General features: G+C 38.1%; 23 protein-coding genes and 1 tRNA gene. 9 read left to right on the forward strand and 15 right to left on the reverse strand.

The window, feature by feature from the left end:
- Positions 1-7 precede the first annotated feature (7 nt).
- On the forward strand, positions 8-1,720 hold the full coding sequence (locus tag HJC33_RS11920) for a sodium:solute symporter family protein (protein ID WP_171659053.1): 1,713 nt from the start codon (positions 8-10) through the stop codon (positions 1,718-1,720).
- Positions 1,721-1,805: 85 nt separating this feature from the next.
- Positions 1,806-3,713, forward strand: coding sequence for an acetate--CoA ligase (acs, locus tag HJC33_RS11925; protein ID WP_171659054.1), 1,908 nt, complete (start codon positions 1,806-1,808; stop codon positions 3,711-3,713).
- Between the two features lie 6 nt (positions 3,714-3,719).
- Here the strand turns inward: acs and HJC33_RS11930 are convergent, their stop codons facing one another.
- Together HJC33_RS11930 and HJC33_RS11935 are read right to left on the reverse strand one after the other, a co-directional pair.
- The gene (locus tag HJC33_RS11930) at positions 3,720-4,379 is read right to left on the reverse strand and encodes a 3'-5' exonuclease (RefSeq protein WP_171659055.1); all 660 of its coding nucleotides are present in this window, start codon (positions 4,377-4,379) and stop codon (positions 3,720-3,722) included.
- 2 nt (positions 4,380-4,381) lie between these two features.
- A complete protein-coding gene (locus HJC33_RS11935; protein ID WP_171659056.1) occupies positions 4,382-6,301 on the reverse strand; it encodes a DUF294 nucleotidyltransferase-like domain-containing protein in 1,920 nt (639 codons plus the stop codon).
- A 115-nt stretch (positions 6,302-6,416) separates the two neighbouring features.
- Here HJC33_RS11935 and HJC33_RS11940 point away from each other — a divergent pair, with 115 nt between their 5' ends.
- On the forward strand, positions 6,417-8,189 hold the full coding sequence (locus HJC33_RS11940; protein ID WP_171659057.1) for a MutS-related protein: 1,773 nt from the start codon (positions 6,417-6,419) through the stop codon (positions 8,187-8,189).
- Between the two features lie 64 nt (positions 8,190-8,253).
- Here HJC33_RS11940 and HJC33_RS11945 read toward each other — a convergent pair.
- Positions 8,254-8,327: transfer RNA gene (locus HJC33_RS11945), tRNA-Met, on the reverse strand.
- A 137-nt stretch (positions 8,328-8,464) separates the two neighbouring features.
- Between HJC33_RS11945 and HJC33_RS11950 the strand changes: the two genes are divergently transcribed.
- Both HJC33_RS11950 and HJC33_RS11955 read left to right on the forward strand, forming a co-directional pair.
- On the forward strand, positions 8,465-8,848 hold the full coding sequence (locus HJC33_RS11950; protein WP_171659058.1) for an START-like domain-containing protein: 384 nt from the start codon (positions 8,465-8,467) through the stop codon (positions 8,846-8,848).
- Positions 8,849-8,901: 53 nt separating this feature from the next.
- Complete coding sequence (locus tag HJC33_RS11955) at positions 8,902-9,756, forward strand: aminotransferase class IV (RefSeq protein WP_171659059.1); 855 nt, start codon at positions 8,902-8,904, stop codon at positions 9,754-9,756.
- On the opposite strand, the gene HJC33_RS11960 is transcribed toward HJC33_RS11955, so the two are convergent.
- From HJC33_RS11960 to HJC33_RS11980, 5 genes are all read right to left on the reverse strand, one after another.
- Positions 9,749-10,309: a YqgE/AlgH family protein gene (locus tag HJC33_RS11960; protein ID WP_171659060.1), complete on the reverse strand. Its 561-nt coding sequence runs from the start codon at positions 10,307-10,309 to the stop codon at positions 9,749-9,751. The two genes, HJC33_RS11955 and HJC33_RS11960, sit on opposite strands and share 8 nt — an antisense overlap.
- Before the next feature lie 121 nt (positions 10,310-10,430).
- Positions 10,431-10,703, reverse strand: a complete 273-nt coding sequence (locus HJC33_RS11965) for an HU family DNA-binding protein (protein ID WP_171659061.1) — start codon at positions 10,701-10,703, stop codon at positions 10,431-10,433.
- Between the two features lie 177 nt (positions 10,704-10,880).
- A complete protein-coding gene (gene fmt / locus HJC33_RS11970; RefSeq protein WP_171659062.1) occupies positions 10,881-11,846 on the reverse strand; it encodes a methionyl-tRNA formyltransferase in 966 nt (321 codons plus the stop codon).
- A complete protein-coding gene (locus HJC33_RS11975; RefSeq protein WP_171659063.1) occupies positions 11,824-13,719 on the reverse strand; it encodes a RecQ family ATP-dependent DNA helicase in 1,896 nt (631 codons plus the stop codon). Before HJC33_RS11975 ends, fmt begins: the two co-directional genes overlap by 23 nt.
- Entirely contained in the window at positions 13,719-14,282 is a 564-nt protein-coding gene (locus HJC33_RS11980) for an AAA family ATPase (RefSeq protein WP_171659064.1), read from the reverse strand. Before HJC33_RS11980 ends, HJC33_RS11975 begins: the two co-directional genes overlap by 1 nt.
- Positions 14,283-14,370: 88 nt before the next feature.
- On the opposite strand from HJC33_RS11980, the gene HJC33_RS11985 reads away from it, so the two are divergent.
- From HJC33_RS11985 to murA, 3 genes are all read left to right on the forward strand, one after another.
- Positions 14,371-14,658 (forward strand): DUF493 family protein, encoded by a 288-nt coding sequence (locus tag HJC33_RS11985; protein ID WP_171659065.1) that lies wholly within the window; start codon positions 14,371-14,373, stop codon positions 14,656-14,658.
- An 84-nt stretch (positions 14,659-14,742) separates the two neighbouring features.
- On the forward strand, positions 14,743-15,387 hold the full coding sequence (locus HJC33_RS11990) for a DUF4290 domain-containing protein (protein WP_171659066.1): 645 nt from the start codon (positions 14,743-14,745) through the stop codon (positions 15,385-15,387).
- 15 nt (positions 15,388-15,402) lie between these two features.
- A complete protein-coding gene (gene murA, locus HJC33_RS11995) occupies positions 15,403-16,710 on the forward strand; it encodes a UDP-N-acetylglucosamine 1-carboxyvinyltransferase (RefSeq protein ID WP_171659067.1) in 1,308 nt (435 codons plus the stop codon).
- 19 nt (positions 16,711-16,729) lie between these two features.
- On the opposite strand, the gene HJC33_RS12000 is transcribed toward murA, so the two are convergent.
- The 7 genes from HJC33_RS12000 to HJC33_RS12030 all read right to left on the reverse strand — a co-directional run bounded on the left by HJC33_RS12000 (position 16,730) and on the right by HJC33_RS12030 (position 24,763).
- Entirely contained in the window at positions 16,730-18,703 is a 1,974-nt protein-coding gene (locus tag HJC33_RS12000; RefSeq protein ID WP_171659068.1) for a tetratricopeptide repeat protein, read from the reverse strand.
- 115 nt (positions 18,704-18,818) lie between these two features.
- Positions 18,819-19,823, reverse strand: a complete 1,005-nt coding sequence (locus HJC33_RS12005; RefSeq protein ID WP_171659069.1) for a pirin family protein — start codon at positions 19,821-19,823, stop codon at positions 18,819-18,821.
- Between the two features lie 2 nt (positions 19,824-19,825).
- On the reverse strand, positions 19,826-20,707 hold the full coding sequence (locus HJC33_RS12010; protein ID WP_171659070.1) for a VOC family protein: 882 nt from the start codon (positions 20,705-20,707) through the stop codon (positions 19,826-19,828).
- A gap of 13 nt (positions 20,708-20,720) precedes the next feature.
- Positions 20,721-22,148: an amidohydrolase gene (locus tag HJC33_RS12015; RefSeq protein ID WP_171659071.1), complete on the reverse strand. Its 1,428-nt coding sequence runs from the start codon at positions 22,146-22,148 to the stop codon at positions 20,721-20,723.
- A 113-nt stretch (positions 22,149-22,261) separates the two neighbouring features.
- Entirely contained in the window at positions 22,262-23,572 is a 1,311-nt protein-coding gene (locus tag HJC33_RS12020; RefSeq protein ID WP_171659072.1) for a cryptochrome/photolyase family protein, read from the reverse strand.
- Positions 23,569-24,264, reverse strand: a complete 696-nt coding sequence (locus tag HJC33_RS12025; RefSeq protein ID WP_171659073.1) for an SDR family NAD(P)-dependent oxidoreductase — start codon at positions 24,262-24,264, stop codon at positions 23,569-23,571. Before HJC33_RS12025 ends, HJC33_RS12020 begins: the two co-directional genes overlap by 4 nt.
- A 1-nt stretch (position 24,265) precedes the next feature.
- Positions 24,266-24,763, reverse strand: coding sequence for an SRPBCC family protein (locus tag HJC33_RS12030; protein WP_171659074.1), 498 nt, complete (start codon positions 24,761-24,763; stop codon positions 24,266-24,268).
- A gap of 181 nt (positions 24,764-24,944) precedes the next feature.
- Between HJC33_RS12030 and HJC33_RS12035 the strand changes: the two genes are divergently transcribed.
- Complete coding sequence (locus HJC33_RS12035; RefSeq protein ID WP_171659075.1) at positions 24,945-25,787, forward strand: DUF2911 domain-containing protein; 843 nt, start codon at positions 24,945-24,947, stop codon at positions 25,785-25,787.
- Positions 25,788-25,812: the final 25 nt, after the last annotated feature.

A 25,812-nucleotide genomic window follows, 5' to 3' on the forward strand; every position in this document is an offset into this window, starting at 1 on the left:
TATAACTATGAGCGTTCAACTTTGGACCTATATTTTGGTGGGAATAACATTTGCCCTGTACATAGGAATCGCTATATGGTCCAAAGCAGGATCAACCAAAGAATTTTACGTTGCTGGCGGAGGAGTTTCCCCATTGGCAAATGGCATGGCCACGGCAGCAGATTGGATGTCAGCTGCTTCTTTTATCTCTATGGCGGGTATTATTGCCTTTGCTGGCTATGATGGGGCTGTTTATCTCATGGGATGGACGGGAGGTTATGTTTTGCTGGCACTATTGCTGGCACCTTATCTCAGAAAATTTGGAAAATTCACTGTACCTGATTTTATAGGTGAGCGTTATTATTCAAAAACAGCTCGTATTGTAGCTGTGGTTTGCGCACTTATAGTTTCTTTCACTTATGTGGCCGGGCAAATGAGAGGTGTTGGGATTGTTTTTTCAAGATTTTTGGAAGTAGATATTGATACCGGCGTGGTCATCGGAATGGTAATTGTATTGTTCTATGCTGTTCTGGGCGGAATGAAAGGCATTACGTATACACAAGTGGCCCAATATTGTGTATTGATTTTCGCCTTTATGGTACCTGCTATTTTTATTTCCATCCAAATGACGGGAAACCCTATACCACAGTTGGGAATGGGAGATAGGTTGGCAGATGGTTCAGGGACTTATTTGTTGGATAAGTTGGATGGTCTTACTGCCGAATTAGGTTTTGCTGAGTATACCAAAGGCACCAAAAGCATAGTGGATGTCTTTGCCATAACCTTGGCACTTATGGTTGGTACGGCTGGGCTTCCTCACGTAATTGTTCGATTTTTTACGGTGAAAAGAGTTAAAGATGCCCGTAAGTCAGCAGGATTGGCATTGCTGTTCATTGCTATTCTGTACACAACCGCACCAGCTGTTTCGGTTTTTGCAAGAACCAATATGATAGAGACGGTAAGGGATAAAGATTATGCTGAAATGCCCCAATGGTTTAAGAATTGGGAAACTACTGGACTTATACAATTTGATGATAAGAATGCAGATGGAAAGATTCAATATGTTGCTGATGCAACTGTAAACGAATTGACTGTTGACCGGGATATTATGCTACTGGCCAATCCAGAGATTGCAAATCTGCCGGCTTGGGTAATTGCTTTGGTAGCTGCGGGTGGTTTGGCTGCCGCTTTGTCCACTGCAGCGGGTTTACTTTTAGTAATATCGGCTTCTGTATCCCACGACTTGATCAAGAATGTATTCAACCCAGAACTTTCTGAAAAAGGAGAGCTTTGGACAGCACGCCTTTCTGCAGTTGGCGCAGTGATTATTGCCGGGTATTTTGGAATTAATCCTCCAGGTTTTGTTGCTGCGGTAGTGGCCCTAGCGTTTGGCTTAGCGGCGGCTTCGTTCTTTCCTGCCATTATTTTGGGTATATTTTATAAAAAAATGAACAGCAAAGGAGCCATAACCGGAATGATTGTCGGAATTTCTTTGATGTTATTCTATATGCTCAAGTTTAAGTTCGGTATTTTTGATGGAGGAAAAGCTGCTGTTGCTGGTTTGCAGGAAAAATGGTGGTTTGGAATTTCACCTGAAGGGTTCGGAACTATCGCGATGATTGTAAATTTTGTTATTGCTCTTATTGTGAATAAATTTACCGAAGAGCCTCCAGAGGAAGTTCAGGAAATCGTTGAAAACATCAGGATTCCCAGTGGAGCGGGAAAACCAACCGGTCACTGATAGTAGATTCAAACAAACATATATATTAAAATGTCCTTTAGAGGACAGCACAACCACTGAAAACCATAATTAACTAAATACAAGCATGAGTAATTATCATATAAAGCACTTGGAGGAGTACTTTCAGGTTTATCGAAAATCTGTGCGTAACCCTGAGAGTTTTTGGGAAGAAGTAGCAGAGGAACATTTTGTCTGGAGAAAGAAATGGGACAAGGTCTTGGATTGGGATTTTTCAAAACCAGAAATCAAATGGTTTGATGGTGCAAAGTTGAATATTACCGAAAATTGTATTGATAGGCATTTGCGCATACGAGGGGACAAGACTGCAATATTGTTTGAGCCCAATGATCCCAATGAAGAAGCGCAACATATCACTTATCAACAGCTTCATGAAAAGGTATGCAAGTTTGCCAATGTTCTAAAGGACAAGGGCATCAAAAAAGGGGATAGGGTTGTAATCTATCTTCCCATGATTCCTGAGTTGGCCATAGCGGTTTTGGCCTGTGCGCGGATAGGAGCTATCCATTCGGTGGTTTTTGCAGGGTTTTCCTCAACAGCATTGGCCACAAGAATCAATGATTGTGAAGCTAAAATGGTGTTGACCTCAGATGGTTCATTTAGAGGCGGAAAAACAATAGATCTCAAAGGAATTGTGGATGAAGCCTTGACACATTGCAAAATCGTGGAAACGGTTTTGGTCGCCAAACGTACCAATGCAACTATTTCTATGGAAAGTGGACGTGATGAATGGCTTCAACCTTTGTTGGATAAGGCTTCTTCCGATTGTGTTCCAGAGATTATGGATGCTGAAGACCCCTTGTTTATCCTATATACATCAGGGTCCACAGGTCGTCCTAAAGGAATGGTGCACACTACTGCAGGATATATGGTTTATACCGCCTATACCTTCAAGAATGTATTCCAGTACCGTGAAAATGATGTGTATTGGTGTACTGCGGATATCGGATGGATCACAGGACATTCCTATATTGTTTATGGACCTTTGGCCAATGGTGCCACTACGGTAATGTTTGAGGGTGTTCCATCTTATCCTGATTTTGGACGTTTTTGGGATGTTGTGCAAAAGTATAAAGTCACACAATTTTATACCGCGCCAACAGCAATTAGAGCGCTTGCCAAGGAAAATTTAGATTTTGTAACCAATTATGATCTTTCCAGCCTAAAAGTTTTGGGCACCGTGGGTGAACCCATCAATGAGGAAGCATGGCACTGGTACAATGACCATGTAGGAGAAAAGAAATGCCCCATTGTAGATACATGGTGGCAAACCGAAACAGGAGGAGTTCTTATTTCACCAATTCCTTTTTCCACTCCAACAAAACCAACATACGCCACATTACCCATGCCAGGGGTGCAGCCGGCATTAATGGATGAAAATGGAAAAGAAATCAAAGGAAACCAGGTAGATGGCAGATTGTGCATCAAATTTCCATGGCCTTCCATCGCAAGAAGCATTTGGGGAGACCATAAGCGCTATAAAGACACCTATTTTTCCGCTTTTGATGGTAAATATTTCACAGGTGATGGTGCTTTGAGAGATGAAGTAGGGTATTACCGAATTACAGGTAGGGTAGATGATGTTATCATTGTTTCTGGCCATAATTTGGGTACAGCACCTATTGAAGATGCCATCAATGAGCATCAGGCTGTGGCTGAATCGGCAATTGTTGGATTTCCACATGATATTAAAGGAAATGCATTGTATGGCTACGTGATATTGAAAGAAACTGGTGAATCCAGAAATCGTGAAAACTTGAAAAAAGAAATCAATCAGGTAATTACCGAACATATTGGCCCAATTGCCAAGTTGGATAAAATTCAGTTTGTTCCAGGTTTGCCCAAAACCCGAAGTGGAAAGATCATGCGACGTATCTTGAGAAAAATAGCTTCAAAGGATACGGGTAACTTAGGAGATACATCCACATTACTTAATCCAGAAGTTGTAGAGAAAATAATGGAGGAAGCGCTGTAGGCTTCTTTAAAAGAATTCGAAAAACCTGTCTTTTTTTAGCAAATCGCTAATAGAGACAGGTTTTAGTTTACTTATAATATGCAGAAAGGCCACTGCAGTAATATAGGCATCGCCCAAAGCCGTATGCCTATCTCCTTTTGAGATATCAAATTTTTCAGCCAAGTAGTCCAAAGAAAAGTGTCGTCCTTGTTTTTTACGTTCATTCCTTTTTAAGGATTTGTAATAAAGTGTTGAGGTGTCCAAGGTCTTATTTTTTAGTTTGGGCAAACCATTTCTGTTCAAGGCATTATTGATCATGGTTACATCAAAACGCACATGGTGCCCAACAATAATTGTACCTTCTAATAATTTTAAAAGTTGTTTAACGGCTTCGAGTTCGCTGAGTTGTCCATCAGCTTCTTTTTTTAGAATACCATGGACTTTGGCACTTTCAGAGGAGTATTGATTTTGTTCTACGAAGACTTCTAGGGCTTCACCAGCATTTATGGCCTTGTTTTTAATGGTGAGCGCTCCAATGCTCAGGATTCTATCGGTAATAGTATTGAGTCCGGTTGTTTCAGTATCAAAAACCACAAAAGCGTTATCCTTCACCGAAGACGGAAGCTGTTTTTCCATTGATGAAGCATAGGACTGCCAGAAATCCGGGAGTATTTTTGTTTTCCCCATACCTACCTCATTCTTTGGGTCATAAAACGAACAGAAATCAACTGTTGAATTTCTTTGATAGTCTTAAAAGTTCTTTTCAACTTCATTTTTTGTTCTTTGTTCAAGCTTTCCAAGGAAATATAGCGTCCAGAATCATTATGCAGTAATCCCTGACGCGTTCTAAACTTCAATAAAGCTTTGCTGGCGTAGGAACATGCCAAATACAGCTCTGCATTATTTGGTTCCAATTGCGCCAACTTTTCATAGCGTTCCCAGGTATTGCTTATTCCTGTTACATTATGAGAAAGAATCAACACCCTTGCGGCATCTATAAGGGGCATTAAAGCACGTCTTTTTAAATCAAATGAATCTTTGTTCTCACCATCTTGTTCTACCAAAAATTGTCTAAAAAAACCAGTGGGAGAAGGGTTTTGGAGAGCGCTTATGGCCAAATGGGATAGGAAAATAGGATACTTTTCAACGGTATCAAAAATGTATTTAGACAAATTCTCCACTAAATCTTTGTCGCCATAGCTTCTGTTGTAATCAAAAAAGATGGTACACAGCAGCACTTCTTCAGGCCCTGGATTCATGATCCAATTGGTGGTCATTTGTTTGTATTCTGCTAAACTTTTGCACCATTTAGGATTGCTTGCCATCATATCTGCAGGGCAATATGCATAACCAATATGATTCAATCCTTGGGTGATGTACTTTGATAATTCCAAAAAATAAGTCCGGGTTGCTTCTAGTTCCGATGCCCCCACATCATCAAACAAAATGGCATTGTCCTGATCGGTGTGGAGCATCTGTTCGCTTCTTCCTTGACTGCCCATGGCGAGCCAGGCAAAAGGAACTGGCGGCTCTTTCGCCATTTTTTGTAAGGAGAGTTCAACAATCTGTTTGATACAGGCATCATTTAACTCGGCAATTATCTTGGAGGTAAGAGACAGAGGAATATTCTGCTCTAAATAGCCAGTCAAAAGATTTATTACCCCTTTTCTAATGGGTTTTATTTCTTCAACTGTTTTTGCTCTTTTAATGGCTTTTACCAATACTGCCGGGTTGTTCCCTAAAGAAAGCATAACGTCATGTTTTGACAAAACGCCGACGGCTTTAGTGTTGACCGTGCCATCTTCGGTAAGTACTAAATGACTGATATTACTCTTCATCATGGCCATTTGGGCTTGGGTTACCGTTAGTTTAGGAGGATAAGTAATTACTGGAGAGGACATGATTTCTTTTGCTTTTGCATCAGTATTAAAATCACCAGTGGCAATTTTATTCCTAAGGTCTTTGTCTGTAATGATTCCAACAGGAAGATTGTCTTTTTCAACCAGCATGGCCCCAATACCTTTTTTGGTCATATTTTGGGCAATGGTCTTAATGGGAGTATGTACCGAAACACTGATTACATTTTTGGAATATTCAACAGGTTGTACATCCAACAAACGGGAGCCTGTATTATTAGGATTGAATTTGACGGTATCTCCCAATAACTGACCTTTGTGGGTAGCTGAATATGGATTTCTTGTGTTGGAAGCAAAGCTTTCGACCAAAAAATCACTTACGTTTTCGTTTTCCTTGGCATAAGGTTTAAAGAGATCGATTGGGATGGCATACAGCATACTTTCTTCTTGTGTTTTGGCGTCCAGCTTGTAGGTTTCGTTGGCCATGATGGGTCTTAGCCCAAAAATATCCCCTTCATCACAAATATCAATTACCACATTTTCGTCTTCTTTCCAAAGTGCAACGGCTCCTTTGTGAACAATGTAAAAACATTTGTGTGGTTGCTCACCATGCTTAAAAATGAAGTTCCCTTTTTCTTGATATAAAATGGTTACCTCCATGGAGAGTTGATGCAAATCGTCCATGGACAGATGGGAAAATGGAGGGAATTTTTTGAGAAAGTCAGCTATTCGCTCAGAAATAGTGTTTTTCATACTTCAAATTTAAACGGAATCCTGTTAAGATGTATGTTCATCCTATCACTGTTCTAATTATTGACTTTATATTTACTCTTTTGTACAATTCTAATATTTCTTCGCTTACTTTTTTATGCAAGATCCAATTTCATTTTATAAAGAACGGCTTCAAGGGTTCAGCATACTGTTGAAAAAAAACAATGAGAGATTACAACTTATTGGTTTTTTAAGGTTAATGGTATTTGTTATCACCACAATTTTGACCTATTTCTTTTTTGAAAATACCATAACCACTTTATGCATTGTGGTTATTGGGGTAGTGGGTTTTGTTTTTTTGATTCGAATGTATGAATCCAAGAAGGAGGAATACAGATTGCATAAAGAATTGGCGGCCATAAATGAAGAAGAGCTGGAAATTCATAGGGGAGATTATTTGAATAGATATGATGGCAAAGAGTATGAGGAGGCCAATCATTTTTACAGTTCGGATGTGGATTTATTTGGAAGGGGTTCTTTTTTTCAATACATCAACAGAACAGGAATTCATGAAGGAACCCAACATTTGGCCCAAGTACTTGCTTCAAACAATATTTTAGGAATATTAGAGCGTCAAGAAGCAATAAAGGAACTGTCTTCCAAAATAGAATGGCGACAAAATTACACAGCATTGGCCCGGATGATAAAAAATGATGTTACCAATGTAAGTATTGTTGCTTGGTTGAAGGGATATGTCCCTTTTGTTTCTTCTTATTTTAAATGGGTTGTTCCAATTTTTGGGATAATTTCCACAATTCTGATTTTTGGTTCTGTTTTTGGACATATAAACCCACAAGCAGCATTTTATTGGTTGTTGCTGGGTCTTGGCATTACGGCTGCTCGTTTAAAACAAGTAAACACCCTAAGTACAAAAACGGGTCGCATTAGAAAAGACTTGCAGCAATATGCTAAATTGTTATCTCAAATTGAAAGCGAGGAGTTTAGTGCTTCAATATTAAAATCACAAAGGAAAAGTATTGAGTCTAATGGGCTTTTAGCTTCAGAAAGTTTTAAGAAGTTCTCCCAAGCCTTGGACGCTTTGGATAATAGAAACAATCTTATTGTAGCATTTTTAGGCAACGGATTCTTTTTATGGGACTTGTTATGTTCGCGCAGAATTGAAAAGTGGGTAGAAGCATATCGCAACGAAGTAGAACAGTGGTTAAAGACAGTAGCTTTTTTTGATGCTTTCAATTCTTTGGGAACCTTTGCGTTTAACCATCCAACGTACAATTTCCCTGAAATTCTGGCAAGTGACCAGTTGCGGATAAATGCCAAATCTTTGGGGCATCCACTTATTCCAAATAAAAAAAGAATAAATAGTGATCTACAACTGATGAGAGACGACTTTTTTATCATAACCGGCGCAAACATGGCCGGTAAAAGTACTTTCCTCAGAACAATTTCTTTGTATATAATTATGGCCAATTCGGGTTTGCCAGTTTGTGCAGAACGTAGTCAATACAACCCCATTAAATTGATTACAAGCATGCGTACTGAAGATTCTCTTACCGATAATAGTTCTTACTTTTTTGCAGAACTATCTCGTCTACAGTTTGTTATGGAGCAATTGCAAGAGGATGAATATTTAGTGGTACTGGATGAAATTTTAAAAGGAACCAATAGTGTGGATAAGGCATCTGGCTCTAAGGAACTTATTAAAAAGTTAACAAGCATGGGGGTATCTGGAATCATAGCCACGCATGACCTTAGCTTGTGTGAATTGTCAAAAGAGCACAAAACGGTTAAAAATTATTTTTTTGAAACCGAAATAGTCAATGACGAACTCCATTTCGATTATATGTTGAGAAAAGGAATATGCAAAAATATGAACGCCTCTTTTTTACTTCGTAAAATGGATATTATATAGTGTAGATACTGGGGATAAACTATTGGAAAATAAAAACCAGGACAATTTGTCCTGGTTTTGTTTGTAGCGAGAGAGGGACTTGAACCCTCGGCCTCCGGGTTATGAATCCGACGCTCTAACCAGCTGAGCTACCTCGCCATGGTTTGTTTAAGCGGGTGCAAATATAAAGTTTAATTTTTCCCCAATCAAAATTCAGTATTAATTTATTATTTGATATTTATTTTTTTATCTTCCCAAATTATATCATTGTTGAAAAGGAAAAAATAGAGCGAATAATGAGCGATAAGGTTAAATTTGAAATTGAATTTGTCATACAAGCTTCTCCACAGCTACTTTACCAATATATTTCCACACCCTCTGGATTATCAGAGTGGTATGCAGATAACGTAAATTCCCGTAGTGAAATGTTTACTTTTATTTGGGATGGTGCTGAAGAGATGGCAAAAATGCTAAAACGAAAAAGTGATGAGTTTGTAAAGTTTGCTTGGGAAGAAAGTGACGACGACTCTTATTTTGAAATGCGAATCATTGTGGATGAAATTACGAAAGATGTTTCCCTCTTTATTACTGATTTTGCCGAGGAAGATGAGGTGGATGAGGCAAAAATGCTTTGGGAAAACCAAGTATCGGATTTAAAACAAGTACTTGGATCAACCTAACGGATTCTTAACTATAACGTATATTTGGCCTTGATTTTTTCAAGGCTTTTTTTATGGTAAATTTCAATGGTGATTTTTTTCCAGCGGATGCGGCAATATTCTCATCTGGCAATAGGGGATTAAAGTTTGGGGACGGTCTTTTTGAGACGGTTCGCTATGTAAATGGCACCTTGTTCTTTTGGGAAGACCATTATTTTAGGTTGATGGCGTCCATGCGTATCCTTCGTATGGAAATCCCTATGGATTTTACTTTAGAATTTTTAGAGGATGAAATCAAAAAAACGGTTGGGGAAAATAAATTGATAAATGGTGCTGTACGAGTACGTTTAACTGTTTTTAGAAAAGAAGGGGGACTATATAGGCCAAAAACCAATGAGATTTCTTATTTGATAGAAGTACGAGAATTGGAATCTCCTTTTTATATGCTTCACAACGAGACTTATGAAGTGGAACTTTTTAAGGACTACTATATCAATAAGGATATGCTTTCCAACTTAAAAACCACTAATAAGCTCACCAATGTTGTCGCCAGCGTATATGCCGAAGAGAATGGTTATGCCAACTGTCTCCTGATAAATAATGACAAAAGTGTTGTAGAAGCCATTAACGGCAATATATTTTTGGTTTCTAAAGGTGTGATAAAAACGCCACCCTTAAGTGATGGTTGTTTGGATGGAATCATTCGAAAAAAGCTATTGGATGTTTTGTCTAAATCTGAAGATTTTCAGTTGAAGGAAGAATCTATATCACCATTTGAACTACAAAAAGCGGATGAAATATTTATAACCAATTCCGTTACGGGCATTCAACCAATCAGTAAATACAGAAAAAAGGAATTTGGTAATGCTGTTGCCCAAAATCTATTGGGAAAACTGAACGCCATTGCAAGAATAAGTCAGTCTAATTAAGAGAAGGGTTTTCCGGAGAATTGGACCATAAGAGATAGTTGCCTCCCAATTCCACCATTTTCTCTTTCCAAAAAGCAGTGGAAGCTTTTTTAAGGATATTACTTTCCAATTCATTTTGAACGACCACCCATGATTTGGAGGACAGTTCTTCATCCAATTGTCTGGAACCCCAACCAGAATACCCTAAAAAGAAACGAATGTCCTGCTCTGTAATGGTTTCATTATTGATGAGTTCCACCGTTGTTTCAAAATTACCACCCCAAAAAATACCATCAGATATTTCAATGCTATCATCAATAAGATGAGGCACCTTATGGATAAAGTAAAGATTATCCTGCTCCACAGGGCCTCCATTAAAAACTTTAAAGGGAATGGTTATTTCCGAAATAAGATCACAAATGGTATAGTCCAGGGGTTTGTTGAGGATAAATCCAACAGAACCTTCCTGGTTGTGCTCTGCCAAAAGCACAACAGACCTGTTGAAGGAGACATCGCCCGTAAGAGTGGGTTCAGCAATTAAGAGTTGTCCTTTTTTTGGTTCGTGGCTCACCATTTTCTCAAGAATCTTATAATTAAATGTAATATAATCTACTGGAATAACAAAAACGGGGGAATACCAAAAACAAAAAAGCACCTTGGTAGAGGTGCTTTTGTATATTTAAAATTATTTCTAATTAGTTTACTGCACCACTCAATTCTGCACCAGCTTTGAATTTTACTACATTCTTAGCTGCAATCTTGATGGTTTGACCAGTTTGTGGATTTCTACCTTCTCTGGCATTTCTCTTAGATACGGACCAAGAACCAAAACCAACTAAAGAAACCCTGTTTCCTTTTTTAAGAGATCCCTCTACATTTCCCAAGAAAGATTCCAATGCTTTTTTGGCTGCTGCCTTAGTGATGCCTGCATCAGCTGCCATTGCATCGATTAACTCTGTTTTGTTCATAATAGAATGAAATTAATTGTTGTTAAAATAATTTTAATGCTGAACAAATTTAGACGGATTTGCCTTTAACGCAAGTAAAACCTAGGGAAATAGGGGTTTTTGTTGATAACTTGGAACGTTTGTTGATAAAGTCGCAAAAAAACGATGGTTTTTAGCCAGCCTAGTAATAGCAAGGGTTTAGCGAAGATGGGCAGTTTTGTCAAGATTTAGTCCGTTCAAAACTTCTGCAACTTGCATTTTCCTTTTTCCAGCTAATTGAATTTCCAAAAGATGTAGGTAGCCATCTTTTACGGCAACTTTTAATGTTTTTTTATCTGCAAGGATTTGCCCCAATTTTTCATGGTGTTCAGCAGGTTCCATCTCTGTTTTATATATTTTGATGTTTTCCTCTTTACCATTGTTCACTAAAGTTGTCCAGGCAGCAGGGTAGGGGCTCAAGCCTCTGATGTGATTATGTATTTCAACCAAAGGAGCGGTCCAATCCATCCTACAGGTATCTTTATGTATTTTATGGGCAGGTTTTAGTTCCCCTAACACTTTTTGCATTGTGGTCTCTACCTTTCCTTTTTCAATCAGCATACAAGTTTCAACGACCAACTGAGCTCCCGTTTCCATAAGGCGATCATGTAGGGTTCCTGCATTATCATCTAAATGGATAGGTTCGGTTTGCTGTAGGATAATATTACCGGTATCAATTTTTTCATCAATAAAAAAAGTGGTAACGCCTGTTTCTGTTTCCCCATTGATTATGGCCCAATTAATAGGAGCAGCTCCTCGATACTGGGGAAGAAGGGAGGCATGAAGATTGAAAGTGCCGTATTTTGGCATATTCCAAACCACTTTGGGCAACATCCTAAAGGCCACCACAACTTGTATGTCGGCTTTTAAATCTTCTAATTCATCTAAAAACGCTTCATCCTTTAGATTGGTAGGTTGCAAAACTTTCAATCCATGTTCTTTGGCAAATTGTTTTACAGCTGATTCATGGATTTTTCTTCCTCTACCAGCCGGTCTGTCAGGAGCGGTAATAACTCCTACAATTTCAAATCCAGCATTCATTAAGGATTCCAAACTTGCAACGGCAAATTCTGGAGTGCCCATAAATACAATTTTAAGTGCTTTAGTTTTCAATAGTGTATTCATTTCTTCTATTTACAGAGACGATTTCGTCTTCAAGCAATTTCTTTAAAATTTTTAGCAGTAGTTTTTCATTTACTCCGGTCAGTTGTTCCAATTTTCTTGAGGTACTTGGACTTATCTGTAACAAGGAGATTACTTTTTCTTCCAACTTTTTTGGAGAAACTTGCTTGTCTTTTTTGGTGCAAATATCGCATATGCCACATTTTTCGACAGACTTTTCACCAAAATACTCAAGGATATATTGACTGCGACAGCTTTTTTTATTGTCAACATAACCCAACATGGCAGCCATATTACTTTGTTTAACAGCATTGAAATCCTTTATCTTTTTTGCAAAAGGATTTATGGTGCGGTCATCTTCTCGGGGAACCAAGAAACTAATTTCTAAGTCGCTTGTTTTATTTTGATATTCGGCAATACCATCTTGATGAAGCTGTTTGAGTATTTTTTTGAGTCCTTTTTCAGATTCTCCAGTCTTTTTTGATAAGAGATATAGATTGATTTTGGTCTCATGTTCTGTAATACCACCATAAGTCCTCAAAATAGTTTGAATGATTGGTGCCGATTTGCGATTCTTTTCAAAATAATTGAAAATATGGGCTCTTGTGGTTACAAATTTCAACAGTGTTTTTTCGGTAAAATTTTCTGAAAGTGCTATGACCGAATTTTGGTCCAATACCCTAAGGGCTTGATATGTTGTATTTGGATTGAATCCATAGCGTTTGCAAAACTTATTGAATTTAAAGGTAAAAGGGGTAGAGACTGATTCACCGTATGAAATCTGAAAATAATTGTTCAGTTGCACGTACACCTTTTTCACAAAGGAAACATCGGGTAAGGATGACAAGAATTGCTGTTTGGCCAGTTCAGAATCTTCGTGGGTCGCTAAAATTATAGCTGTGGAGGTATTGCCATCACGGCCAGCCCTTCCAGCTTCTTGAAAATAGCTTTCCAAACTATCAGGAATTTGATAATGTACCACCAAGCGAACATCGGGCTTATCTACACCCATGCCAAAGGCATTGGTGGCGACCATTATGCGGTTTTTGTTATCAAGCCAAAGATTCAGTTTTTCTTTTTTTTCCTCTTTGGACATTCCTCCATGAAAAAAATCGGCCTTAAAACCATTTTTGTTCAAAAAATCAGCAAGAGTCACGGACATTTTTCTGGAACGTACATAAACAATGGAACTCCCGGGAATTTTACCCATGTATTTTTTGAGTTGATATGGTTTGTCTTCGATTATTTTTACGCGAAAAACAATATTTTCCCTTGCAAAGGAATCTTTGAAAATAGAGGCTTTTTCTAATTGAAGATTAGTAACGATATCATCAATAACTCTTGGAGTTGCTGTTGCCGTAAGGGCAATCATGGGAGCATTGGGAGCTAATTCACGCAGTATGGAGCAATCTAAATAGGCAGGTCTAAAATCATTGCCCCATTGAGAGATACAATGTGCTTCGTCTATAGCGATAAGATTCACATCCATTTCACGAACTCGTTCCTGTACCATGGATTGTTGCAAACGTTCAGGGGATAGATATAAAAACTTATAGTTTCCATAAATGCAGTTATCCAAAAGGTCAATGAGGTCATTTGAAGAGATTCCCCCTGTGAGTGCAACTGCTTTTATACCTTTGTTCTTTAATTGCGTTACTTGGTCTTGAATAAGCGCAACCAGCGGAGAAACCACAATACAGATACCTTTTAATGTCAATGCAGGAACTTGATAACAAATAGATTTACCACCACCAGTTGGCATAAGTGCCAGTACATCTTTTTGGGAGAGAATATGGTCAATAATGGCTTTTTGGGAGCCTCTGAAATCATCATGACCCCAAAATTCCTTTAAAACTGTTTTGGTGTCCTTTTGCACTAAACTTGGTTAAGGGTTTTCAGAATGAAGTCTATTCGTTGCGTTACACCATCTTTTGGAACTACTATGGGGTTATAGTCAAATTCTTTGTAGGTGTTCATCAGGGCATCATGAATTTTTTCGGCTTCCTCAAAGGTTTCAAGTCTTTCGTTGTCCGAAACATATATTTCTTTCCAAGGAGGAACAATGAAAATGATATCATATCGATTTTCCTTACAGGTATGGATAAATTCTTCTCCGTACGATTGCCCAAAAAAATCCATATAGGCCAGCACATCTGGAATGCCTCTATCAAAAAAACTTAGGGGAATATCAATTTCCAGGGATTGTTGATAGTGCTTTGCTCTTCCATAAAGCAAATCTTTGTTGAACTGCATGGCATCTTCCACAAAAACCAAAGGATTGGATATATGTTCTTTGGAATCCCCCTCTTGTTTGGCTTTTAGGGTCATATCCCTTATGATTTCATGAAAGCACTGAAATCCTCGCTCTTCCAACCCATTTACAATGGACGTTTTTCCAGTTCCCGGAGCTCCTGTGATGACTACTTTATTTTTGCTCAAGCACAATTATTTATTAACACAAAGTAATGAAATAGGTAGAAGGAAAAAAAATTGTTGGTTAAGCCATATATTTGTAAAAATTAGTGGCATGGAGAAGGAAAGTACAGATGCATTTTATGCACGTCTAAAAGAACAATTGTTGGAGAATACTTCATGGCCTTCCAACTATCTTTATAAATTTATTGTTCCTACGGATGAAGCAAGAATTGCCCAGATAACTGATATTTTTGATAATACTGGGGCAGTTATAGAATCCAAAAAATCAAAAAAAGGAACCTATACCAGTGTTTCAATTACTGTACATTTACAAAATCCAGATGAGGTCATTGCCAAATACAAGGAAGTTTCACATGTAGAAGGGGTAATTTCCCTGTAAAACGGCGGATTGGCATAATTTTCTTATTTTGCAGACGTTTTCAGTTGAACTTCCCAATTATAATATTTCATTAAATCTTTTAATTTGAATTTAGTCGATAATTTAGAATACAATACAGAACGTCCAAAGCTTTTTATCCCAGAGTATGGGCGTCATTTTCAAAAAATGGTGGATCATGCGGTATCCATTGCGGATAGAGACGAACGCAATAAAGTAGCAAAGTCCATAATAAGTGTAATGGGCAATCTTCAGCCCCATTTAAGGGATGTTCCTGATTTTCAGCATAAACTTTGGGATCAATTGTTCATTATGTCCGATTTTAAATTGGATGTAGATTCTCCATTTCCCATTACTTCCCAAGAGGTATTGAGACAGCGTCCAGAACCTTTGGAATATCCCCAAAACCATCCTAAATACCGATTCTACGGCAATAACATCAAAAGAATGATAGATGTGGCCGTTAAATGGGAAAAGGGCGATATGCGTTCAGGATTAGAATATGCCATTGCCAACCACATGAAAAAGTGCTATTTGAATTGGAACAAGGACACTGTTGAGGATGCTGCAATCTTTAATCATCTCAAAGAGTTGAGCAATGGTGAAATAGATTTGGCACCAGATGGTGAAACTTTGACGGAAAGTGGGCAGTTCTTGAAAAATCGCCAAAATAAGTCCAACCGAAATGGTTCTAATAAAAAAGGACAGCGAAACAGAAAAAAAAGGTACTAAATTCCAAAGGAATCCATGGGAACATTTCGAATAGAGGGTGGCCGGCAATTGCATGGTGAAATTACGCCCCAAGGTGCAAAGAATGAAGCACTACAAATTCTTTGTGCAGTATTGCTATCCGAAGAGAAAATAACAATACATAACATTCCTGATATCATTGATGTCAATAAGTTGATTTTTCTGCTTGAGGATTTGGGGGTCAAAATCCAAAAAAAAGGAAAAGGTTCCTATACATTTAAGGCTGATGATGTTAATTTGGACTATTTACAGTCCGATAAGTTCAAACAAGATGGTCGTGGATTGAGAGGTTCCATTATGTTGGTGGGACCTTTATTGGCAAGATTCGGTAAAGGATATATTCCAAAACCTGGTGGTGACAAAATAGGAAGAAGGAGACTTGACACCCATTTTGAAGGATTCATCAAATTGGGAGCAAAATTCAGATATAATAGAGAGGAATATTTTTATGGTGTTGAAGCCAAGAAACTTCAAGGTGCCTATCTCCTTTTAGATGAAGCTTCGGTGACGGGAACCGCTAATATTGTTATGGCTGCGGTTTTAGCTGAAGGTACAACTACCATCTACAATGCAGCTTGCGAACCCTATTTGCAGCAGCTGTGCAAGATGTTGAATAGAATGGGGGCTAAAATATCTGGAGTTGGTTCTAATTTGTTGACCATTGAAGGTGTTGAAAAACTGGGTGGTACTGAGCATACCATGTTACCCGATATGATTGAGATTGGTAGCTGGATTGGATTGGCGGCGATGACCAGAAGCGAGCTTACCATTAAAAATGTCAGTTGGGATGATCTGGGACAGATACCAGGAACATTTAGAAAATTGGGAATTACTTTAGAACGTAAAGGTGATGATATTTTTATTCCCAAGCATGAAAAAGGATATCAAATACAGAGTTTTATTGACGGTTCCATCCTCACTATTGCTGATGCACCATGGCCAGGTCTTACACCAGATTTGTTAAGTATTATTTTGGTGGTGGCTACCCAAGCTAGGGGAGAATTACTTATCCATCAGAAAATGTTTGAAAGTAGACTTTTCTTTGTGGATAAACTAATTGATATGGGTGCAAAGATTATTCTGTGTGACCCGCATCGTGCTACTGTAATTGGTCATGATTTTAAATCGACCTTGAAAGCTACTACCATGGTATCACCAGACATCAGAGCTGGAGTTTCCCTACTGATAGCCGCTCTTTCTGCAAAAGGAACCTCTACGATTCATAATATTGAACAAATTGACCGGGGCTATGAGAATATCGATGAACGTTTAAGGGCTATTGGAGCTAATATAGTTAGGGTCTAATAGTATTTTCTCTCAACTTTTAATGGTCTTTCGGAATAAGAATGGTTACTCTTGTTCCAGATGCATCACCAATATTTAAATTTTCGATTGAAATGAGTTGTTCATTGGAAAATTTTCTCAATGCTTCAATTCTTTTTGCGGTAATGGACATACCTCTTGAGGGATTATTTTTATTGGTTTTGGCATCTGCTAGAAATCCAACACCATTATCTTCCACAATGCATTCCACATAATTTTCTTTGTCTAGAAACGAAATTTCAAGTTTTTTGTCCCCCTTTTTAGGCATCAATCCATGGAGTATGGCATTTTCTATATAGGGTTGAATTAGAAGTGTTGGCACTTCGTAGGCATAAACATCCAAATTTTCATCAATATGAAAAGTATAGTTGAAGGAGTTGTCAAAACGCAAGGATTCCAATTCAACATAAATTTTGAGCAACTCAATTTCATCGTTCAGGGGTAATATAATATTGACGGAGCTTTCCAGTACCTGACGTAATAGTTTGGAAAATTTCGTCAAATATTTTAATGAGTTTTTTGTGTCACCAGAATGTACAAAATGTTGTATGGAATTTAGCGCATTGAAGATAAAATGGGGATTCATTTGGGCCCGAAGCATGCTTTTTTCCAATTTTTGGTTCATTTCCTCAATAGCCATTTTTTGATTGGATATAAGCTCATTTTTCTCCTGAAGTTGTAGGTTGGATTTGTTTTTGCTGCGATATCTAAAGAAGAGCAATAACATAGAGAATAGTAAAAGAGCAACTATGGTCGCCAAATAATAAAGACGTTTGTTTTTGGCTGAAACTTGGGTGTTGAGCAAAGCCATTTGCAATTCCCCTTCTTTAATTTCTTTATCCTTGGAATAAACATCATATTGAATTTGAAGCTTTTCAATTTCTTTTACTTTGGTTGCATCCAATAGGCTATCCTTGTAGGCCATTGCCATTTTTTGATGGTATATGGATTTTGGGTATTCACCCATGGCTTCATAAATTTCTGACGCTTTTTCGTGCGCATCGAATTTTTTTGAATACCCTAGGTTATAGACTGCGGATAATTCTAAGTTTTTATTGGCGAAAAAAATTGCTTCTGAGTATTTTTTCTGTTGAAATTTTAAATCACTTAGATTATAATAAATAAGATGAATTTCTTGTTTTAAAGAGAGTTGCTCCGCCGTATCCAATGCTTGTTGAAGGTATTGATTGGCAATTTCCCACTGTTTTAGTTTTAGGTAATAGAATCCAATATTGTTGTATTGCAAGGCTAACTTGGCAAAATCTTTTTCCTTTTCATAGTACTCGGACACTTTTAGCAGTTTGTCCAGTGCAGCATGGTAATTTTGATGCTTATCGTCGATTAACGCTAGGTTGCTTAGGATATTAATTTCATGCGCCTCACGATTGTCACCACGGTATAATTCCCGTGATTTTTCATAGCTTTCAATGGCTTTATCCTCATCATTCAATAAATCGTAGAGGATTCCTAAGTTGGTGTAGATAAAAGATACATCATGATCAAGATTTAGAGAGTCCACCAGTTTTACTGCCTTCAAATAATAATCTTTACTGGTTTTGTAGTCTCCAATTCGTTTATTGACTATTCCCAAAACATTATAGGTGGTAAGAAGATTTTCATAATCTTTATAGGACATAGCTTTAGCCAAGCCTTGTTTTAAATAATCAAGGGAGTTAACATAATCACCGGTTATTCCATAAGTGGTTGCTACGGCATTCAAAGCCATAACTTCTCCTTTTTTGTAACCGATTGCTATGGATTTCTCTAAGCTTTTTAGGCCATAGTCCAAAGCCATTTGTTTACTCTCAGACCTGGTATATGTGCCCAACCATCTTAGTGCATTGACTTTTGTGGTGTCATGGGCAGTTTCAACTAAATTCTTGAGACTGTCGATTTTTTGTGTTTGGGCAAAACCAAGGTTCAGAACAAAAAAACAGAGGAATATTACATAAATCAATGAGCGGCTCAACTTCATCCCATTCCTTTATTTAAAAGGAAAGATAGGAAATTATTTGAGATAAATTTTAGCTTCAACAAGAATATCAAATACAATATTTTTAATACTCAAAATGTAACAAATTCAGAAAAAATCAATCTTTTTCTATCAGAGTGCCATCAGGGTAGAGTGCAAAACGTCCTTTGTCTTTATCATGGGCATTGTCAGGGTAGGGCCAAGGCCACCCGCCAAATTGGGTCAACCTATATTCTTCCATTGCCTGTTGAATTTCTTCATCGGTATTCATTACAAAAGGACCATACTTGGCAACTGGCTCATTAATTGGTTTGCCCTGAAGCATTAAAAAGTGAGCTTTTTCAGCACCATTTTTAATGGTCAAATCTTGGGAAGCATCCAAGGCGATTCCAAAATTTGGGTTTATTTTTCGATCATCAACAAAAATTTCAGTTCCTTCATAAAAATAAAGTGTACGCGTTACGTCAGAACTGGCCTTTGGTAATGTGTAGGTTGTATTTGCATCAACATGGATATTCCAAATGGCTACTTCATTCTCTTCGTTGGCAGCCCATGAATTGGGAGCTGGTTCATTGGCTAGGGCACCTTTGTAGTTTCCTGCAATGACCTTTATTTGAGCATTTTCTTCCTCAATGAATGGAATGTCTTCATGCCATAACATTTTAAAATGAGGCTCAGTAAATTTATCCTCTTTAGGTAAGTTCAGCCAAATTTGGAACAGTTCTAAAGGATTATCTTTTTCAGTATGTAGCAATGGAAACATTTCTGAATGCTGAACACCTCTTCCTGCTGTCATCCATTGTACATCACCTTCACCAAATCGCCCTGCTGCACCAAGTGAATCAGAATGGTCACAGTAACCTTTGTTCACCACTGTGACGGTTTCAAAACCTCGATGCGGATGATAGGGGAATCCTGGAATGGTCTGTCCGTGATACATACGCCATTTTTGGGTAGGGTCAAAATCGTTTCCCAAACTTCTCCCTTCCAACAATGCTGGGTCTGGACCTAGATTTCCACTTCCCTTTGGATAATGGTCCAAATGGTATACACAAAACAAAAATGGATCTTGGGTCTGCCAAGGAAAACTTAATGGGAAAGTTTGAAGAATGGGATTGTTCATGCTTAATGCTTTACAGTATTTATCTCTATCCAATATCCTTCAGGATCTTGGATGTAAATTTGCTTCACGCCATCAGAACGGTCTGTCACTGCGCTTTTGGTTCCCGGCCAATCAAAATAATCAATATTGTTCGCAACCAAATGTTGAATAAAACCATTTAAGTTTTGAGTAGCCAGACACCAATGAATGCTTTTATCTTTTTTAAATTCGATGACATCCTTTTCAATCAAGTGTATCTGTGAATTTCCTTTGACTTGGAACCATCTAAAACCAGGTTTTCTGTCTGGATGTTGAATTTCTTTCAACCCAAATATGTCCCGATAAAAATCTCCGGTTTCCTGTAGTTTGGTCACCACAACTGAATAATGGTCAAATTGAAAATCAAAATTTGGGATTACCTCCCTAAATTGTGTTTTTAGATAGGTTTGTTCCCAGGCACCATCTTTATAGGCACCGACAGTGAAATCATACGTATGGTCATCCACATAGGCCCAATAATCGGTTATTGTAGATTCCCCATACGCATATGAATAAATGATGTCCTTGTCCTTGCTTTTTACACTTCCTTCAGTAGTGCCACCAAAAATGTCAAACTCCCAAAACTTGATACTATTGGTTTGCGGGTCCAATTTTCGGATACCATGGTTTCTGGGACCATAGTTAGTTTGTTCTTTGTTGGTAAACCCTTTGGAATCGGCAATGATCAAAGTACTGTCCAAACTGTATTGGAATGTGATTTCCTGTTTAAATTTGGAACCATCACCCCATTCACCTTCAGCTTCCCAAGTTTTTCCTACCAAGTTGTCAAAAATGTCCAGTTTGTTTAGTTGCGCCTTGGAGCTTGCACATACAACCAAGCACAAGAACACCAGATATTGCTTCATTGATCAATAAATTTTAGTTACTCCCGATAGGTGGTGGGCCATCAATCATGGCCTCATATTTTTCGTCACCTTTTCTGGTCTTGAACTCTTCTTTTACTTTAACCACCATTTTTGGATTCTCAAATAAATCCAACATGGTCATTCCCATAGCTTTTGCAGCATAGACCATTCCTTTATGACCTATACTCATACCGCCACAGGCCACTACGGCCCATGAGTGCCAAGGTGTGCCTTTTGGAGCAGTGGTAACGCTTAGATTGATGTTGGGTACGTTCCAGCTTACATCGCCCACATCGGTTGAACCACCTCCCGGAGTCTCTTCAGTCTCTCTCAAGGGTTCTATTTTACTATCCATTCCAACCTCTGGTTTTCCAGTTGCTTTTTGAATGGCTTTTCCATAGGCCACTTCTTCATCAGTGTAGGATATGGAGCCTAAAAGCTCTAGGTTTTTTTGCATGATTGCACCACCAGAACGATTTACCAAGGTTTCATAAATCCCAGAAACCAGAGAAATTTTATAGTCTACATTGGCCATAATTGCTGCTCCTTCTGCCATTTTCTTCACATGCTCGTAAGTGGGTAGCATAACTTTTCTCTTGGGATCACGAACTCTTACCCAAATTTTAGAATAATCAGGCACTACATTCACTACTTGTCCGCCATCCTGGATGTGGTAATGTATACGTGAAGAAGGCATAATATGCTCCCTGTAGTAATTGATGCCAGTAGTATAAAGTTCTAGAGCATCGGATGCACTACGCCCGTTCCATGGGTCAGCTGAAGCATGCGCAGCTTGACCGTAAAATTCAACGATAAAGTCGATTAAAGATAGACCACTTTGAACACTAGCTTCTGTATGGGCTCCTGGGTGCCAACTAATATTGACATCCACATCGTCCCAAAGACCAGCTTTAACCATCCAAACTTTGGCAAAATATTTTTCTTCTGCAGGAGTACCCAGAAACTTTACAGTACCTTTTATTTTACCGGCTTCAATTTGTTCTTTAATGGCAATAGCGGCCCCTAAACTTGCCGCACCAAATAAATTGTGGCCACATCCATGTCCTGGGGCACCATTGATTCTTGGGTCTTTGGTGGGAACAGTTTTTTGGGATAGACCTGGAAGTGCATCAAATTCACCCAAAACACTAATTACTGGTTGTCCAGAACCATAAGTAGCTGTAAAAGCGGTAGGGATATCTGCAACGCCTCGGGTAACGGTCAGACCATTTTTTTCCGCATAATTGGCCAAAACTTCCGAAGATTTGGATTCATTAAAAGCGGTTTCCGCATAAGTCCATATGGAATCACTTAATTTTATAAGGTTTTCCTTATGTGCCTCAACTGAAGCAATAACGGCTTTTTTGTTTGAACTGAGTTTTTGTGCTGTCAGATGTATCGAAATCAGACAGAGAATAAGTAATAGAGAAACTTTTTTCATTATATGATTATTTGAATTAGCCTAACTGAATGATAAAACACTGTGGATTAACCACTTAAATTGTTTCTCGAAGATTTGGGAGAAAAATGAGTATTAAAAATACTGAAAAAGAGTTAACCAATAGCTTCTTTGTACACTTTTAGGCATCGTTCTCTAGCCATTTTGTGATCAACAATTGGGTTAGGGTAGCTCAGCTCTTGTAGTTCTGGGATCCATTTATGGATATATTCTCGTTGTTGATCAAATTTTTGTAGTTGGGTAGTTGGGTTAAAAATCCTGAAATAAGGAGCAGCATCCACACCACTTCCCGCTGCCCATTGCCAATTACCAACATTGCTGGCCAATTCAAAATCCAATAATTTTTTGGCAAAATAAGCTTCACCCCACCGCCAATCTATTAAAAGATGTTTGCATAAAAAACTGGCCACCAACATTCGAACACGGTTGTGCATATATCCTGTGGCGTTCAATTCGCGCATTCCAGCATCTACAAGTGGATATCCCGTACGACCAGTTTTCCAAGCTTCGAATTCTGTTATATCATTACGCCAAATAATACGGTCATATTGCGGTTTAAATGCATTTTTGACAGTATGTGGATAATGCCATAAAATTTGCATGAAAAATTCCCTCCAAATCAACTCATTCCAAAACACTTCATTTTTTTCCGCTATGGCTTTTTTAACCATTTTCCGAATGGAAACTGCGCCAAAACGTAGGTGTGGACCCAATCGAGATGTTCCATAGGCAATGCCTGGATAGTCCCTTGTATCTCCATAGTTTTGAATAAGTTTGGGGGTTACTCTATAATCTGGCACTTTTACTTTTGAAGGTACAAAGCCAATCTCACTTAGACTTAGATTAGGCAAATCCTCCGTCTGAAAAAGTTTATGTAGCAATGGATGTGTATCATACAACAATACATCTACTGAAGGCTTAAATTTCTCCTTCCATCGTTTCATGTAAGGCGTATAAACTACATAGGGTTCACCATTACTCTTAAGAATCTGATCTTTTTCAAATATTACCTGATCTTTAAAAGTTTTAAATTTGATGCCCTTGGTTATCAACAAACTTTCAACTTGAGCATCGCGGTTGATGGCATAAGGTTCATAATCATGATTGGTAAAAACAGTCTGAATGTCGTATTTGGAAGCTAATTTTTCGAAAATGGAAATTGGGAGGCCATGAAATAAAGCAATGCCGCTTCCGTAATTATCCTGAAGTTCTTTTCGAAGCTGTTGCAATCTAAGATGTATAAAATTCACCCTTGTATCATCCTTGGGAAGTTTTTCCAAGATTTCCGAATCAAATATGAAAATTGGGAGCACGGGGTGCTCACCTTGCAGCGCTTGGTACAGTCCTACGTTGTCATCCAACCGTAAATCGCGTCGGAACCAAAAAATCGAAATTTTTTCTTTCACGAATTGAGTTTTATGGTTGACATACCTCCATCCACACGAAATACCTGACCGGTAATCCAACTATTTTCAGAGTTGAGTAAAAATGTTGCCATATTAGCGATGTCTTTAGCATTACCAACACGCTTTAGCGGATGTCGCTGAGACATTGCATCAATTTTCTTGTCATTATTGAGCAATTTTGAGGCTAGGGGAGTATTAACTAAAGAGGGAGCGATAATATTCACTCTGAGTTTAGGAGCATACTCAGCAGCTAATGCTTTGGCAAAGCCTTCAATGGCTCCTTTTGCTGATGAAACACTAGTGTGAAAAGCCATTCCTGTTTCCACCGCTACGGTACTGAAGAATACCAAACAGGAGCCTTCTGCCATTTTTGGTATGATGGACTTAACAACTCTTACCAAGGAGAAAAAATTGAGTTCCATATCTTTTTGGAAGGTATCCATATTCAGCATTTTAAATGGTTTTAAATTTATGCTGCCAGGACAGAAAACAAAGCCATGTATTTCTTCAGGAATTTCTTTTTGGGAAATATCATCTTTTAAGGGATCAAAAGGAATATGGGTAACATGTAAGCCAGAGGGTTCTTCTTTGGATCTAGATGCTACAAAAACACTATAATTACTGGAGAGTTGTTGGGCAATTTCGAAGCCAATTCCGTAGGAGCCACCAATAAGTAGGATGTTTTTTTTCATACTATATGGTCTTTAATTCCAATATATTTTCAATTTGTGCAACTTCGCCAAAAAGCTCGGTTAATTTTTGTTCGCGATACTCAAAGATTTTCTTCAATTGATTTTTTACCAATATGGGATGCATCAATTGCCCGATAATGCCAAAAGGAATTTTGTAATCAATAACATCTTCCATTTCAACACCTTCATCAACCTCTTTTAAAAAGTGTTTGTGGTGCCATAGGGCATAAGGACCAAAACGCTGTTCATCAACAAAATATTCGCCATCGACAACATGGGTAATTTCAGTGACCCATTTAGTAGCCAGAAAAGGAAAGGGTTTAACAATATATTGGATGATTTGACCAGGGAACATCTTTTTTTCTGCACCTGAGAGGATATGGAAACCCATATGATCAGGGGTAATGACTTTTAAATTATTAGGGTCGGACAAAAACTCCCATGCCTCTTTCTTGGTGATTGGCAATAGTTGCTTAGAACGTAGCTGATATAATTTCATCGATTGATTTTTAACAAATATACCATCATTTTGTTTAATATTTAAATAAAATAATTAAACAAAACAAAAATCAGATTGCAGAAGATTAATGAAAGGCTTCATTCTTTTAAGGCTTTCTTAACAACCGAAATATTCCTTTCTGGTTAGATTTGTTTCACTAACAAGCTAAAACACTATTCCTATGAAAAAATTAGTATTATTTGTTTTCGTTGCATTGCTTTCTATAGCTATGGAGGCGCAAATGCAAACTCCACAACCTAGTCCAGATTCAAAGCTTAAACAAACTGTTGGTCTAACAGAAGTTAAAGTAGAATATTCCCGACCATCTATGCGAGGAAGAACAATTTTTGGTGACTTGGTGCCTTATGATGCACTATGGAGAACTGGAGCCAATAAGAATACTACCATTACTTTTAGTGATGATGTAGTTGTTCAAGGTAAAGAACTGAAAGCTGGTTCTTATGCTATTTTCACCAGACCAGGTGAAGCAGTTTGGGAAGTAATCTTTTATTCTGACACCAATAACTGGGGTACTCCAAGAAATTGGGATGCTTCTAAGGTAGCTGCTACGGTAAAGACCGAGGTTTACCCTATTCCAATGCCTATTGAGACATTTACCATAACCATTGATGATATGCATAATAACGGCGCTACGTTGGGGATTATGTGGGAAAAAGTTTATGTGGGCGTAAAATTTGAAGTTCCTACCGCTGCTAAAGCTACCAAGAGTATTGAATCTGTAATGGCTGGTCCCAATGCCAACGATTATTATGCTGCAGCTTCATACTATATGGATGAAGGAAAAGACTTGAACAAAGCAAAAGAATGGATAGATAAAGCAGTATCCATGAATGATAAAGGTTTTTGGATGATGCGCAAGCAATCTTTGATCTATGCCAAGCTTGGTGACAAAAAAGGAGCCATTGAGGCAGCTAAAAAATCCATGGCTGTTGCTGAAGAGGAAGGAAATACCGACTACGTAAAACTGAATAAAGATTCTCTAAAAGAGTGGGGAGCTCTATAATAGTTTCCACTTTTTGATAAGTCAA

The sequence above is a fragment of the Flagellimonas amphidinii genome (assembly GCF_013090115.1).
GTDB classification, from domain to species: Bacteria; Bacteroidota; Bacteroidia; order Flavobacteriales; family Flavobacteriaceae; genus Flagellimonas; species Flagellimonas amphidinii.

Excerpts from the sequence above, each read along its gene's own strand:
- fmt (WP_171659062.1), bottom strand. The coding sequence starts at position 11,846 with ATGAATACACTATTGAAAACTAAAGCACTTAAAATTGTATTTATGGGC.
- HJC33_RS12010 (WP_171659070.1), bottom strand. The coding sequence starts at position 20,707 with ATGAAGCAATATCTGGTGTTCTTGTGCTTGGTTGTATGTGCAAGCTCC.
- HJC33_RS12005 (WP_171659069.1), bottom strand. The coding sequence starts at position 19,823 with ATGAACAATCCCATTCTTCAAACTTTCCCATTAAGTTTTCCTTGGCAG.
- HJC33_RS12035 (WP_171659075.1), top strand. The coding sequence starts at position 24,945 with ATGAAAAAATTAGTATTATTTGTTTTCGTTGCATTGCTTTCTATAGCT.
- HJC33_RS12000 (WP_171659068.1), bottom strand. The coding sequence starts at position 18,703 with ATGAAGTTGAGCCGCTCATTGATTTATGTAATATTCCTCTGTTTTTTT.
- acs (WP_171659054.1), top strand. The coding sequence starts at position 1,806 with ATGAGTAATTATCATATAAAGCACTTGGAGGAGTACTTTCAGGTTTAT.
- HJC33_RS11935 (WP_171659056.1), bottom strand. The coding sequence starts at position 6,301 with ATGAAAAACACTATTTCTGAGCGAATAGCTGACTTTCTCAAAAAATTC.
- HJC33_RS12015 (WP_171659071.1), bottom strand. The coding sequence starts at position 22,148 with ATGAAAAAAGTTTCTCTATTACTTATTCTCTGTCTGATTTCGATACAT.
- HJC33_RS12030 (WP_171659074.1), bottom strand. The coding sequence starts at position 24,763 with ATGAAATTATATCAGCTACGTTCTAAGCAACTATTGCCAATCACCAAG.
- HJC33_RS11965 (WP_171659061.1), bottom strand. The coding sequence starts at position 10,703 with ATGAACAAAACAGAGTTAATCGATGCAATGGCAGCTGATGCAGGCATC.
- HJC33_RS11940 (WP_171659057.1), top strand. The coding sequence starts at position 6,417 with ATGCAAGATCCAATTTCATTTTATAAAGAACGGCTTCAAGGGTTCAGC.
- HJC33_RS11920 (WP_171659053.1), top strand. The coding sequence starts at position 8 with ATGAGCGTTCAACTTTGGACCTATATTTTGGTGGGAATAACATTTGCC.
- HJC33_RS11955 (WP_171659059.1), top strand. The coding sequence starts at position 8,902 with ATGGTAAATTTCAATGGTGATTTTTTTCCAGCGGATGCGGCAATATTC.
- HJC33_RS12025 (WP_171659073.1), bottom strand. The coding sequence starts at position 24,264 with ATGAAAAAAAACATCCTACTTATTGGTGGCTCCTACGGAATTGGCTTC.
- HJC33_RS11960 (WP_171659060.1), bottom strand. The coding sequence starts at position 10,309 with ATGGTGAGCCACGAACCAAAAAAAGGACAACTCTTAATTGCTGAACCC.
- murA (WP_171659067.1), top strand. The coding sequence starts at position 15,403 with ATGGGAACATTTCGAATAGAGGGTGGCCGGCAATTGCATGGTGAAATT.
- HJC33_RS11985 (WP_171659065.1), top strand. The coding sequence starts at position 14,371 with ATGGAGAAGGAAAGTACAGATGCATTTTATGCACGTCTAAAAGAACAA.
- HJC33_RS11950 (WP_171659058.1), top strand. The coding sequence starts at position 8,465 with ATGAGCGATAAGGTTAAATTTGAAATTGAATTTGTCATACAAGCTTCT.
- HJC33_RS11930 (WP_171659055.1), bottom strand. The coding sequence starts at position 4,379 with ATGGGGAAAACAAAAATACTCCCGGATTTCTGGCAGTCCTATGCTTCA.